The following is a 12,938-nucleotide window of genomic DNA, read 5'->3' on the forward strand; positions in this document are numbered from 1 at the left end:
TAACTAAAACATAACTCATATATAACAGATAAAAAAATCGACACCGCTACAGATGATGAGGCACAGCATCCCCCTCACCTGTCGGATTTGCTTAGAAAAAATCGCTTTTGTGCGCGTTATGCTTCCATGTCACACGTTTCGTGCTATCATGCGAAAAACACGGCACATCGAGCTATTTCCTTCATGGCAAAAGACAACGCTGGCAATCCCCTGCCCCCGTATTTCAATATCGATCCGGATCAGGCTCTTGCCGATCTGGATACACCGACAACGACGGGCGGCTTTGCTGCCATCGCCGAAGCCTGCGCCCGGGGCCGGTCTGATCTGGCCAGCCGCGGTCTGGACGATGCCGGACGCAAATCCCTGCGCCTGTTTTCAACCTGGGAAATCACCCGTTATCTGATCCCCGTTGCCCCTGCCCATTTCCGGCGCGTGCTGAAACAGAACCCGGATCTGCCCCAGGGTACAAGCGAAACAGACGGCGGCGCAAAATGGTTCACTCTGGACGAGGTGCTGCGCCTGCGCGCCTTTTTCGGAGCACAAGGGTCCAAGGCCAAGAATTACCTGCCTTACCGGCCCGAAGGTCTGCCGGCAAAACTTGTCGCCGTGGCCAACTTCAAGGGCGGCGTGGGCAAGACCTCGACAGCGGCGCACCTGGCCATGTCGGCGGCCCTTGATGGTTATCGCGTTCTGGTGATCGATCTCGACAGTCAGGGCTCGATGACCTCGATCTTTGGCGGCAAGGTGGACGATGAATGGGGCACCGCGTTCCCGTTGCTGGCGCGCCATTACGGCGAACATCTGCGGGCCGACAACCAGCGCCGGCTGGACCGGGGCGAAGCGCCTCAGCCATTGGACGAATCCTTGACCGCCGCGCTCGACATGTCCGCCCGGGACGTCATCCAATCCACCCACTGGCCCAATATCGATCTGATCGGGGCGCAGCTGAACCTCTACTGGGCCGAATTCCAGATCCCGGTCTGGCGCATGGCGGCCCGCACCTGGAAGCTGTGGGATGCGCTGACCGACCGGCTTGAGGCCGACGGGGTGCTGAACGACTATGACCTTGTCTTCATCGATACCCCCCCTGCCCTTGGCTATCTCACCATCAACGGGCTGGCGGCGGCTGACATCCTACTGGTGCCGTTCGGCGCCTCTTTCCTTGAATTTGACAGCACGGGCCGGTTCTTTGACATGCTGCATTCGACTTTCGCCAGCATCGAAGAGGGGGAAAACATGGCCGCCCGCGCCCTGGGCCGTCCGGGCATGGCGTTCGAATGGGATGCGGTGCGCGCCGTGATCACCCGCTATGACGGCGCCCAGCAGGGCGAACTGGCGGCTTTGGTGCAGGCCTATCTGGGCCAGACCCTGTCGCCGCACCGTCAGGATTTCACCGCGCTGATCGGTCAGGCGGGCGAACAGGTCAGCGGGATCTACGAAGCCGATTACCGCGATTTCAACCGCGAGACCTATGCCCGCGGGCGCGAAACCTTTGACGAAACCTATGCTGCCTTCAAACGCCTGCTCTTGGGGATCTGGCGCCGGGAAGAGCGCGAAGCCAAGGGCGAACTGGCGGTTTAGAGACTGATATTGCGCCGGACCGCGCGGCGCAGAGGAGAGTGAGCAGATGGCTAAACGCAAACGACTGACCCCGGCACAGGGCGAATATCTGAGCGGCCCCGATGCGGGTCAACGCGCCCCGGAAACCAAATCCATGCCGATGACGTCGGCTCCGATTGCTCAGGTGGCAGGCGAGGCCTCGGCCCGGGCCGCCCTCGAAGATCTGGCCGACGTAGTGAAAGCGGCCCGCGCATCGGGGCGGATGATCGAAGAGATCCCGCTGGATCAGATTGATGAGAATTATCTGGTCCGGGACCGTCTGGTGCAGGACGAAGACGAAATGACGGCGCTGATGGATTCCTTGCGCGCCCGTGGTCAGCAGATGCCGATCGAGGTCGTGCGCCTGCCCGATCCGGTCGACGGGCGGGCCTATGGCCTGATCTCGGGCTGGCGGCGTCTGACGGCTCTGAAACGTCTCTATTCCGCAGGGTCAGAGCCTAATTTCGGCTCCGTTCGCGCCTTGGTCATCGCCCCCGACACCGCGCAGGATGCCTATGTCGCGATGGTCGAGGAAAACGAGATCCGCGTAAATCTCAGCCATTATGAACGCGCCCGGATCGCGGTGCGGGCGATGCGCCAAGGGGTCTATGACACCCAGCGCGCCGCCTTGCAGGGGCTTTATGCCTCCACCACGCGGTCCAAACGCTCCAAGATTGGCAGCTTCATCGCGCTGGTCGAGTCGCTGGATGACACGCTGCGCCATCCCACGGCGATCTCGGAAAAGCTCGGGCTGGATCTGGTGCGCGAACTGGTGCGCGACCCCGGTCTTGCAGACCGGTTGAAAGCCCGGCTGGCCAAAATCCCGCGCGACACGCCGGGGCCTGAATTGCAGGTGCTGAGAGAGGCCGTGCAAGAGACGCAAACCCCCGTTCCCGTGCCAGGTGCCGATGTCGCCGCCCCTGCCCCGCCGACCAAGACGGATGCCTCAAAAGCTCCGTCCGATCGGGCCAGTCGCGTGACCCGCCAGATTGCCGACGGTCTGCGGATGAGCAGCGGCTCTGGCAAGGTGGAACTGACCGGGGATGCGGTTGATGAGGCCTTGATCGAGGCGCTGGAGCAGTGGTTGCGAGGTCGCCTCTGATAGGTCATAGAGTGTGACCTAATGTTTCGCACGCGAAACATTTCTCCCCTGCACTGTGCTTCCGAAATGTTTTGTACAAAACCGCATAAAAGGTGAATTTAATCCGTACAAAACGTCCAATTTCCGCCACAGAACCTTTCATCCGCGTTAACACCCCTCCCCGATCCTGACCCTGCCGTGGGGGCGGTGGGAAAAGGATGCGGGGCATGGCCGTGCTTTCCATACACTCGGTTTTGCTTGGCACGTCAGCGGAACCGGTCGGGGTTTTGAGCGATCTGGATGTCGGAGTCAGTGCCGATGGATCGACGGTGCTGTATGCTACCAGCCGCGAAGGACTGTCGATTTCAGCCTTCGATCTGGACGCGGTCAACACGCCGTTGCTGGATTGGCAAAGCCTGCCTGGCGGGCTGTCCCCACTGGGCAGTTACGGTCTGGAACTGATCGATTTCGGCAGTGGTTTGCAAGCGGTAACCATGGCTGCAGCAGCGGGTGGTTTGCCAGCCTTCACGCTGGAAGCCGACGGCTGCCTGCCGACCGCGATCACCTATCTGGATGATGCGGGGGGGAGTGGAGAGGCTGTGGCGCTGGCCGCAGTCACCTCGGGCGATACGCAATACGTTTATGCTGTGGGGAACGGGGGCGACATGCTGAACCGCTATGTGGCTGACCCGACACAGGCGCTGGCGGCTGAAGGTGGCAGCCCGATTACCTTGCCCGGCGGGGCATCCGGGATCACCGCGATGATCTCAGGGACCATCGACGATCAGGCATATCTCTTTGCCGCAGATGGCACCGGCGACCGGGTCGGGGTCTATAAGGTCAAGACCAATGGGGAGCTGAAGCAGATCGACGAAATTGGCGCCGCTGAAGGGCTTGGAATCGACGCGCCTTCGGCGTTGACGATGGTCGAACTGGGCGGGCAAAGCTTTCTGATCCTGGCTGCGCGGGGCTCATCGTCGTTGTCGGTGCTGTTGGTGGCTGCGGACGGATCGCTCAGCGCCACCGATCATCTGGTCGATGACCTGACCAGCCGGTTCCAGAACGTTACCGCGCTGGATGCGGTCATGGTCGACGGTCGGGCCTATGTCACGGCGGGCGGGGCCGATGACGGGGTGTCGTTGTTCGAACTGCTGCCCGGCGGGCGGCTGCGGCTGCTGGATAGTGTCGAGGACGGGCTGACCAGCAGCCTTCAGAATATCTCGGGTCTGGCCATGGCGGCGGGCAAGGATGGGGTCGAAATCTATGCCGGATCGGCCACCGAAGCAGGGGCCACGCGGATCACCGTGGATCTGGACGCGGGGCAGGTGCTTAAGGCCAGTGCGGCAACCAGCATGGTGCAGGGTGGGTCGGGCGATGACCTGCTGAGCGATAGCGCAGGCAATGACGATCTGCGCGGTGGCGGTGGCGACGACGTGATCAGCGGGGGCCAGGGCGCGGACTGGCTGGAAGGTGGGGCCGGGGCCGATACCTTTGTGCTGAGCGCTGACGGACAAAAGGATCGGATCCGGGATTTTAACCCGAACGAAGACCGGCTGGACCTGTCGTTCTGGCCGATGCTGCGCAGTACGGCGCAACTGACGGTTATCAGCCTGTCGGACGGGGCCGAGATCGCGTTCGGAAACGAGAGTTTGCGGATCTATTCCAGCAGTGGTGATGCCCTGAGCGTGACCCAGGTGCTGAACGCGATCACCGGCGGGTTCCTGCATTTCGATGTGACCTGGATCGGGGCCGAGGATGACACGCTGCTGGGCACCGACGGGGATGACATCCTGCTGGGCGGATCCGGCGATGATACGCTGACGGGCGAGGGCGGGGATGATCGGCTGGAGGGCGGGGCAGGAGACGATGACCTGTCCGGAGGAACCGGAGCGGATGAGTTGGACGGGGGCGACGGCGCTGACAGTCTGATCGGCGGCGACGGGGATGATACATTGCGGGGCGATGCCGGCGATGATGATCTGGAGGGGGGAGGCGGGGCTGACCTGCTGGATGGCGGTGATGGGGCCGACACGTTGCGTGGCAATGGGGGGCGGGACAAGCTTTTTGGCCGGGGTGGGAACGATGTTCTGGAGGGTGGCGACGGCGATGACGGGCTGATCGGAGGCGGGGGGGATGACCGGCTGGCAGGCGGCGACGGCAATGACAAGCTGTCGGCTGGTGCTGGCGCGGATTTGCTGACTGGCGGCGAGGGCGACGATGTTCTCAGGGGCCGCAGCGGGGCCGATACGATGCAGGGCGACGATGGCAATGACCGACTCTATGGCAATGGTGGGGCCGATTGGCTTGAGGGAGGCGCCAATGAGGATGTCCTGGATGGTGGGGGCGGGGCCGACACGCTGAAAGGCGGTGGCGGGGCTGACCTGTTGTCGGGACAGAACGGCAAGGATGACTTGCAAGGCGAAGGCGGGGCCGACCTATTGCACGGTGGGGCTGGCGACGACACGCTGGACGGCGGAGGTGGTTCAGATACCCTCGACGGTGGTGGTGGTGCAGATACCCTGGACGGTGGTGGCGGCGACGATGCGCTGCAAGGCAATGGCGGCCCGGATCATCTGGAGGGCGGGGCAGGTGACGATGATCTGACGGGCGGCCAGGGCGCGGATACGTTCCTGTTTACTGAAGGACAGGACGTGATCACTGATTTCCAGAACGACATCGATACGATTGAACTGGATGATGCGTTGTGGGGCGGGGGCAGAACCGTGGAGCAGGTTCTGGATCTGGCGCGGGTGACGAATGGTGATCTGGTGTTCGACTTCGGCGATGGAAACATCCTGCGGATCATCGGAGTCCGCAATCCGGATACGTTGTCAGACGATCTGGTCATCGTCTGAGCGGGGTCGGGGCACCGTACGGTCTGGTCGGGGGGCCTTAACCTCTTGGTCCTAACTCTGGGGGCCGTTCTGAACCGTGTTTCGATCCGTCATGCGAGGGCCCCGATGCCTGATACTTCTCCGACTTTGTCCCTGCCGTATCTGCTGCCGTCCCAGGCGCAGAAACATGTCACCCATAACGAAGCGCTGCAGGTGCTGGATGTGGCTGTGCAAACCGCGGTCATCGATCGCGACAGGACCGAGCCGCCGGGCTCTCCGGCGTTTGGCGATTGTCATATCGTGGCGGCCGGGGCCAGTGGAGGCTGGGCCGGGCAGGGCGGCATGATCGCCCAGTATAACGGCTCTGACTGGGGGTTTTTCGCCGCCAAACAGGGCTGGCGGGCGCAGGTGCTGGCCGAGGGCAAGGCGGTGGTGTTCGACGGAGCCGACTGGGCTGCGCAGACATCTGTGCCGGATACGCTCGACAATCTGGATGGTGTCGGGGTCGGCACCACACCGGACGCCACAAACCGGCTGTCGGTGGCCGCTGCGGCAACGTTGCTAAGCCATGAGGGCGCGGGTCATCAGTTGAAAATCAACAAGGCCGGGGCAGGGGATACGGCAAGCCTGTTGTTCCAGACCGGCTGGTCGGGCCGGGCGGAAATGGGCACCGCAGGCGCGGATGATTTCGCCATCAAGGTCAGCGCGGATGGCGCGGTCTGGGCCACAGGGCTGTCGTTTGACGCCGCGACCGGGCAGGCGGCGTTGCCGCAAGGCGTGCAGGTCGATGGGGCGATGACCGGGACAGCGGTGCAGCAAAGCGCTGATGACGTGACGCCGGGCCGTTTGATGCGGGCAGATTACGGATACGGGCCCGGCACCCTTCTGGGCCCGGTATCGCAAAGCGGCGGGGTGCCTGCCGGGGCGGTGATCGAACGCGGTAGTAACGCCAATGGCGACTATGTGCGCTTTGCAGATGGTATGCTGGTTTGCACCAAGGCGGGTTACTCTGTGCCCTACAACGGCCCAGCCATCCTGTACGGAACGTGGATATTCCCCGCCGTGTTTGTAACTGGGTCAGAGACCGTGGTCAGTGTTCTGCCTGACTGGGCTTCGATTGGGGCTACCGGGCCCGGGCGGGCAGGAGTTTCGACATTTGCAGCAGCAAACGTACTCACGGGCTCTTGCCATATTGGGGTTACGCGTGCGACCGGCGTAACCAACTTCTCTGCAACAGACGCTTGTGACGTCTATTTGACCGCCATTGGCCGTTGGTTCTAAGGAGTAGCCTCATGCAAATTTCATTTTCTCCCTGTCGCCGGGACGAGCCGCTGACACTCAGTAAAAGCGGCGATGTTCTCACGATCAATGGCGAGGCGTTCGATTTCTCGGGCATTCCGGATGGGGCGTCCCTGCCGCGCGAGGCCGTGTCTTGTGAGTTTCTGGCCTCAGACGTGGAGCGGGTCGACGGTGTGATTCACCTGACCATGATCCTGCCCCATGGTGCAACCGCGCCACAGGAAACGCTGTTCCCCGAGCCGATCAGCGCCGGGGACGGCGACATGGAGTTGCCGATCTATGAAACACCCGCACTGGCCCCCGAGTCTGAGGAAACCCCATGAGAAATATTGACCTTTCCAGGCTGATTACGACCGAGGCCAAGGCCGCCGCCGCTGTGGCTGCCGCCGGGTTTGCAGCCAAAGCAGAATGCCGCGCCCGTATCTTCGCTGTGGTGGACGAGATCGCACAAATCAATCTGGCTGCCGCAGCAGCTGCGGACCGGTTGAACCCGGTTGACCTGGCGACCTATCGTGCCGGACTGGACTGGATTCAGGCGATGCGGGTCGCCTATCTGACGCAGGAGCCGGGAGCGGATGTCAATTGGCCACCGGTGCCCGAAGGGATGGCCGAGCTGGCGGCGCAGTTCTGAAATGCAGGTATTTTCCGGTTGATCGGAACCGCGTTTCGCCGCATTGGAGGCGCATGACGCAAGACCAGCCCCCACGCACAGCTTTGGTTACCGGCTCGGCCGGGTTCATCGGTTTTCACGTCGCACAGCGGTTGCTGGCGCAGGGCTGGCGGGTGGTCGGGCTGGACGCGCTGAGTGACTACTATTCAGTGTCGCTGAAACAGTCCAGACACGCCTTATTAGAGCCTGATATGGGTTTCACCCCAGTGATTGGCCGGGTCGAAGATCCGGGGCGCCTGCTGGACATTTTCGCGACGCATAAGCCTGACCTCGTGGTGCATCTGGCCGCGCAGGCAGGCGTGCGTCATTCGATTGAACAGCCGCGCGACTATGTTGAGGCGAACCTGATCGGCACATTCGAACTGCTTGAAGCGGCCCGCACCCATCCGCCCGCGCATATGCTGCTGGCGTCGACCAGTTCGGTCTATGGCGCGAATACCCAGATGCCCTATGGCGAGCGCGACAAGGCCGACAGCCAGATGTCGTTCTATGCCGCCACCAAGAAGGCGATCGAGGCGATGGCGCATTCTTATGCGCACCTCTATGGGCTGCCTGTAACCATGTTTCGCTTCTTCACCGTTTACGGACCGTGGGGGCGGCCGGACATGGCACCATTCCTGTTTACGGACGCAATTATGAACGGCCGACCGATCAACGTGTTCAATCACGGCGACCTGAGGCGGGACTTTACCTATATCGATGATCTGATCGACGGAATTTTCGGTTTGATCGACACTGTTCCAGGCAAAAATGCTGTTTCCGAGCAAGATTCTCTCAGCCCGGTGGCACCGTTCCGGGTGGTTAATATTGGCAACAGCCAGCCCATTCAGTTGATGGATTTCATTCGCGCCGTCGAACGGGCCTGTGGGCGCGAGGCGGAAAAGATCATGCACCCGATGCAAGCCGGTGACGTGCACGCAACCTGGGCGGATACCGGGCTTTTGACGGAGCTCACGGGATACGCTCCAAAGGTCGACCTGCAAACCGGCGTTCAGCGGTTTGTCGAGTGGTATAGAGCCTATTACAGGTTCTAGTCCGACAATCCGGATGTTATCCACCTGCGGCTATGCCGTTCACCTTTCTTTCTGATCGCCCCGGGGGCACGCCACATAATCATGATTTGGATCATATTGGCGACCGCGCAAATGTGGGAAAATTGGGTTGGGAGAGAACGCCAGCAGGCACTGCTGGAACCATTTAATGCCTCTATTTCGCCCGGGTCGCGTGCGGCTCGCACTGCATGTGTTCAGGCGCATGATGGCAGGATCGGTCTGTGCTGTCCCGGACAAGTTAAACAGGAGAGGACACACCAATGGCTGATTTTGTGGCAAATACCCATTCGACGATTATCGGCACCACCGGGGAAGACCGTCTGACAGTGACGTGGAGTCTTGGGGCGCTTTCTTTCCTGGGGAGCCTCACCCCCAATCCGATCAGCGGCTATGATGGCCATTTTTCGACCGGATATGCCGGTGAAGGTGTCTATTTCAGTGGGATTGAGCATTTCACCTTTGAGGATCTCGCTGGGGCGAGCAATCGTATCTATACCGGATCTGGCGATGACGTGCTGCTTGGCGGCGGCGGGGATGACACGCTGGATGTAGGCAGTGGCGACGACCACGCTGACGGCGGTGCCGGAATCGATATGTTTGGCGCAGACCTGTCGGGGTGGACGGATGCTGCGGTGATCGACCTGAACGGGGTCTCGACCCTGATCAGTGGCACGGTCAGCAACATGGAGGGGTTTTACGATCTGGTGACCGGGGCGGGTGACGATGTCATCACCGGACATAACAGCAGTTATATGTCCGACACGATTGCAACCGGGTCGGGGGATGACCTGATCCAGTTGTGGACAAGCACAGACAAGGATGTTGTCGATGGCGGTGAAGGGCAGGATCGCCTGTCAATCGTTGCCGACTGGCACCTGTCGTTTATCTACAGCCCGACGCCCAATCCTGTCGGCGGCTATGATGGCCATTTTTCGACCGGATATGCCGGTGAAGGTGTCTATTTCAGCGGGATTGAGCATTTCAGTTTCGAAGACCGGGCCGGAACGAACAATGTCATCCTGACCGGATCCGGCGATGATGTGCTGCTTGGCGGCGGTGGGGATGACAGGTTGCTGGTGGGCAGTGGTGATGACCACGCTGATGGCGGCGCCGGAACCGATATGTTCGGGGCAGACTTGTCGGGGTGGACTGATACGGCCGTGATCAACCTGAACAGGGTTTCGACCCTGATCAACGGGACTGTCAGCAATATGGAAGGGTTCGAGGCCATGGTGACCGGCGCCGGGGATGACACTGTCATCGGGCATCGGTTCAGTTTTGTATCGGATGAGATCGACACCGGCGCGGGCAATGACCGGATCCGGTTGTGGTGGAACGGTGAGGCTGACACGGTCGTTGCGGGCGAAGGATCTGACCGGCTGACGGTGGTGGCCAGTGACTTCATGTATCTGGGCGGCCTGACCGAGGATATAGGGGGCGGTTACAGCGGATCCTTTTCGACCGGATATGCTGGCGAAGGTGTCTATTTCAGCGGGATCGAGCACTTTACCTTCACCGACCGAGCCGCTGCCGATAACACGATCACGACAGGTGCAGGGATCGATGTCATCCGCGCCGGTGGTGGCGACGATGTGCTGGATGGGGGCGGCGGTAATGACCCCCTGAACGGCGGCCCGGGGCGCGACCATTTGATGGGCGGGGTTGGAAATGACCGGCTTGATGGTGGTGCGATGAATGATATTCTTGACGGGGGGGCAGGCCGGGACGAGCTGACCGGAGGCCAGGGCAATGACCGGCTGATCGGTGGCGAGCATGCGGACCAATTCATCTTCAACGCGGGCGACGGCAGTGATGTGATCGTCGACTTCGGGATTGGTGCCGATCTTATCGTCATTGGGGACGGGGCTGAAGGGTTCAGTGACGTGACTGTCGCGGATGCCGGTGCAGACACGATTGTGCAGTTCGAAGACGTGACGATCCGGCTGATCGCTGTTGATCACCTGACGGTGGATGCGGATGATTTCCTGTTCGTCTGATTGACTTGACCCTCAATGAGGATTTTTGAGCCAATATTAGACTGATAATAAGGCAGTTCTTGAGTTCTCTCTGTCTGAGACCGAACTGGATAGGTACGGCAGCTGGCTGTGAAACGCCACCTGCTGCGGTTCGTTTGTTCTTAGCCCCCATAATCGGGGAGTGAGGTGACTGGTCAGGTGCCCCTTGTATAGTGTGTTCCCTATTTCCAACGACAGGATCACATTCGCCACACGTTGCCGTGTTCGCTTTCAGGCCTGCCGTACCGGGTCAGGGTGTCTATAGCCCTGCGGCTTTGGTGAGGTTGACGCGGAATCTATCCCGGCGGCGTTGGTAGCGGCGGGTCATTTCGGCCGAGGCGTGGCCGAGGTGTTTCTGGACATAGCGTTCGTCGACTTCGGCCGAGCTGGCCAGCCCGGCGCGCAGGCTGTGGCCCGAGAACAGCGCCAGCCGTTCGTTCTCGGGCAGGTCATCGCGCAGACCGGCGTCGCGCACGGTCTGTTTGATCAGGCGGGCGACATGTTTGTCACTCAGGCGGGCCGCCAACGCGCGTTCGCAATCGCGTGACGTGCGCACGAACACCGGCCCGAAATCGATCTTTGCGAAGTGCAGCCATTGATCAAGCGCATGCACCGGGCAGGTCTGGTCGCGGGACCCGCGCCCGATTTCGACCTCGCGCCAGCCGGTCTTGGCGTTGAGCGTCAGCAGGGCGCCCTGGTCCATGATCTCGACCCAGCCGCCGGACTCTGGCGTGTCGTCCTTGTGGACGTCCAGGGCGACGATTTCGCTGCGCCGCAATCCGCCTGCGTACCCCAACAGCAGGATCGCCCGATCACGCAGGCCCCGCAGATCAAAGGGCAGGGTGGCGACCATGGCCAGGATATCCTCGGCCATGATCGCTTCTTTCTGCACCGGCGGGCGCGCGTGCTTGCGTTTGATCCCGGCCAGCACGCTGGCGATATGGCGGTTCTTGCGATCCAGGGTGAAGCCGCGCTGCGCATAGGTCCAGGCCAGGCCCGAAAGGCGCCGGTCTATTGTCGACACCGAGAGGGCCGGGGCGGGGCCCGTCGGGGCTGCCAGATCCGTCAAGTAGAGCCCGATGATCTCGGGTGAGGGCGGCAGGGGCTCGGCGCCCTTCATGCGGCACCAGCGCGCAAAATGCGCCCAGTCTTTCGCATAGGCTTTCAGCGTGTTGTCCGACGCCGCAGCCCGGGCATAGGTTTGGGCCGTCTCGACAAGCCGATCCAGCGAGCCAGATCCCGCAACATGCGACGGCAGGGCGATCTCATCGCGTCTTGCGTCGACCTGAGAGTCATTGGACGGATCAGAGTTTGATGGCGTCGGTTTTTCGTTCTCTGAGTCCATCTTTCCCCAAAAACCCACCGATTTTGCGCTGGTTTTGCAGCGTATGCATAAATATCCGATAATGTAAACTTATTGGACATTAATGATGCCGGAAAGGCGGGGCGGTTATGCGATATATTTCTGGAAAAAAGCGCCGCTAACCGGTAAGTTCCGGCCATGACATTTACCCGCCTCACGCCCAATGACGATGCGATCACGCTAGCCCGGATGCCGTCCTGGGTCACCTCTGCGCGCGCCGAAACCCCTGAAGATGTTGCGTTTTTGTCGGGTGCTGCCCTGAGCAATCTGCATGTTGTGCTTGCGGGCGATCAGGTTCCCAAGCCCTTGCTGCGGGATCGCCTTGCCTTGCGGGCGGCAGAGGCCTGCATGGTGTTCTCGGGGCGACAAGAACGGGCCGGGGATTTGCGTGACACCTTTCACCTGCTGCGTCCCGGTGATCTGCCCGGCCCGGCCGGGGAAACCTATCTGCAATGGCGGCGAGCGGCGGAGAGAACGGTGTCCGTCAAGTCGCTGCACGGCGCGTTGGCCAACGTCGATGCGACGCAAATCGCAGCGTGGCTGGATACGGGGCAAGGGGGGCCGGTCACGCGGGCGGCGGCGGTATTCGAAACCGTTGTGTCAGACGCACCCCGGTCGGAAGGTGCCGCATTGATCCTGGCGGATGCGGTGCTGGCGCGGGCCTTGGGATGGGGCCACATGGTGCCCATTCTGGCGGCGGGCCTGAAGCGCGCGGACCTCGGCAAGCGCAGAGCAGATTTGCGGCAGGCCTGCCACCGTGCGGTGACCGCCTCGGCCGCCGAGGTTGTGCGCCAGGCCTCTGATCTGGCACGACGCGCCGCGCATTTGAACGCAGTCGCGCCGAAATTGCGCGCGAAGGGGGCAGGGGAGGCGGTCGAAATCTTTTTGTCCCAAGACGCGGTGGCCCCGTCGGCCCTGCCGCTGCCGGATCGGGCCGCGCGCCGGCTGTGCGATCGGCTGGTCGACCTTGGCGCGGTGCGCGAGTTGACCGGGCGTGACACGTTTCGGCTGTACGGGCTTTAGAG

At 61.7% G+C, this 12,938-nt stretch carries 10 protein-coding genes; 9 read left to right on the top strand and 1 reads right to left on the bottom strand.

Annotation, left to right across the window (positions count from 1 at the left end):
• Positions 1-183 precede the first annotated feature (183 nt).
• The 8 genes from FOY56_RS22285 (at position 184) to FOY56_RS22320 (ending at position 10,532) form a co-directional block, all read left to right on the top strand.
• On the top strand, positions 184-1,581 hold the full coding sequence (locus tag FOY56_RS22285; protein WP_146348363.1) for an AAA family ATPase: 1,398 nt from the start codon (positions 184-186) through the stop codon (positions 1,579-1,581).
• 46 nt (positions 1,582-1,627) lie between these two features.
• Entirely contained in the window at positions 1,628-2,701 is a 1,074-nt protein-coding gene (locus FOY56_RS22290) for a ParB/RepB/Spo0J family partition protein (protein WP_146348364.1), read from the top strand.
• 206 nt (positions 2,702-2,907) lie between these two features.
• On the top strand, positions 2,908-5,535 hold the full coding sequence (locus FOY56_RS22295) for a calcium-binding protein (RefSeq protein ID WP_186766435.1): 2,628 nt from the start codon (positions 2,908-2,910) through the stop codon (positions 5,533-5,535).
• A 105-nt stretch (positions 5,536-5,640) separates the two neighbouring features.
• A complete protein-coding gene (locus tag FOY56_RS22300) occupies positions 5,641-6,795 on the top strand; it encodes a DUF2793 domain-containing protein (RefSeq protein WP_146348366.1) in 1,155 nt (384 codons plus the stop codon).
• An 11-nt stretch (positions 6,796-6,806) separates the two neighbouring features.
• Positions 6,807-7,136, top strand: a complete 330-nt coding sequence (locus FOY56_RS22305) for a hypothetical protein (RefSeq protein ID WP_146348367.1) — start codon at positions 6,807-6,809, stop codon at positions 7,134-7,136.
• Positions 7,133-7,444 (top strand): hypothetical protein, encoded by a 312-nt coding sequence (locus FOY56_RS22310; RefSeq protein ID WP_146348368.1) that lies wholly within the window; start codon positions 7,133-7,135, stop codon positions 7,442-7,444. Before FOY56_RS22305 ends, FOY56_RS22310 begins: the two co-directional genes overlap by 4 nt.
• A 53-nt stretch (positions 7,445-7,497) precedes the next feature.
• Entirely contained in the window at positions 7,498-8,517 is a 1,020-nt protein-coding gene (locus FOY56_RS22315; protein WP_146348369.1) for an NAD-dependent epimerase/dehydratase family protein, read from the top strand.
• Positions 8,518-8,795: 278 nt separating this feature from the next.
• A complete protein-coding gene (locus tag FOY56_RS22320; RefSeq protein WP_146348370.1) occupies positions 8,796-10,532 on the top strand; it encodes a calcium-binding protein in 1,737 nt (578 codons plus the stop codon).
• A gap of 277 nt (positions 10,533-10,809) precedes the next feature.
• Here FOY56_RS22320 and FOY56_RS22325 read toward each other — a convergent pair whose 3' ends face one another.
• Positions 10,810-11,895, bottom strand: a complete 1,086-nt coding sequence (locus FOY56_RS22325) for a tyrosine-type recombinase/integrase (protein ID WP_146348371.1) — start codon at positions 11,893-11,895, stop codon at positions 10,810-10,812.
• Positions 11,896-12,051: 156 nt separating this feature from the next.
• Here FOY56_RS22325 and FOY56_RS22330 point away from each other — a divergent pair, with 156 nt between their 5' ends.
• Complete coding sequence (locus tag FOY56_RS22330) at positions 12,052-12,936, top strand: DUF1403 family protein (RefSeq protein ID WP_146348372.1); 885 nt, start codon at positions 12,052-12,054, stop codon at positions 12,934-12,936.
• The last annotated feature ends 2 nt before the right edge of the window (positions 12,937-12,938 follow it).

The sequence above is a fragment of the Falsiphaeobacter marinintestinus genome, from assembly GCF_007923355.1.
In the GTDB taxonomy this organism is placed as follows: Bacteria; Pseudomonadota; Alphaproteobacteria; order Rhodobacterales; family Rhodobacteraceae; genus Phaeobacter_A; species Phaeobacter_A marinintestinus.

Excerpts from the sequence above, each read along its gene's own strand:
- FOY56_RS22285 (WP_146348363.1), top strand. The coding sequence starts at position 184 with ATGGCAAAAGACAACGCTGGCAATCCCCTGCCCCCGTATTTCAATATC.
- FOY56_RS22290 (WP_146348364.1), top strand. The coding sequence starts at position 1,628 with ATGGCTAAACGCAAACGACTGACCCCGGCACAGGGCGAATATCTGAGC.
- FOY56_RS22295 (WP_186766435.1), top strand. The coding sequence starts at position 2,908 with ATGGCCGTGCTTTCCATACACTCGGTTTTGCTTGGCACGTCAGCGGAA.
- FOY56_RS22300 (WP_146348366.1), top strand. The coding sequence starts at position 5,641 with ATGCCTGATACTTCTCCGACTTTGTCCCTGCCGTATCTGCTGCCGTCC.
- FOY56_RS22305 (WP_146348367.1), top strand. The coding sequence starts at position 6,807 with ATGCAAATTTCATTTTCTCCCTGTCGCCGGGACGAGCCGCTGACACTC.
- FOY56_RS22310 (WP_146348368.1), top strand. The coding sequence starts at position 7,133 with ATGAGAAATATTGACCTTTCCAGGCTGATTACGACCGAGGCCAAGGCC.
- FOY56_RS22315 (WP_146348369.1), top strand. The coding sequence starts at position 7,498 with ATGACGCAAGACCAGCCCCCACGCACAGCTTTGGTTACCGGCTCGGCC.
- FOY56_RS22320 (WP_146348370.1), top strand. The coding sequence starts at position 8,796 with ATGGCTGATTTTGTGGCAAATACCCATTCGACGATTATCGGCACCACC.
- FOY56_RS22325 (WP_146348371.1), bottom strand. The coding sequence starts at position 11,895 with ATGGACTCAGAGAACGAAAAACCGACGCCATCAAACTCTGATCCGTCC.
- FOY56_RS22330 (WP_146348372.1), top strand. The coding sequence starts at position 12,052 with ATGACATTTACCCGCCTCACGCCCAATGACGATGCGATCACGCTAGCC.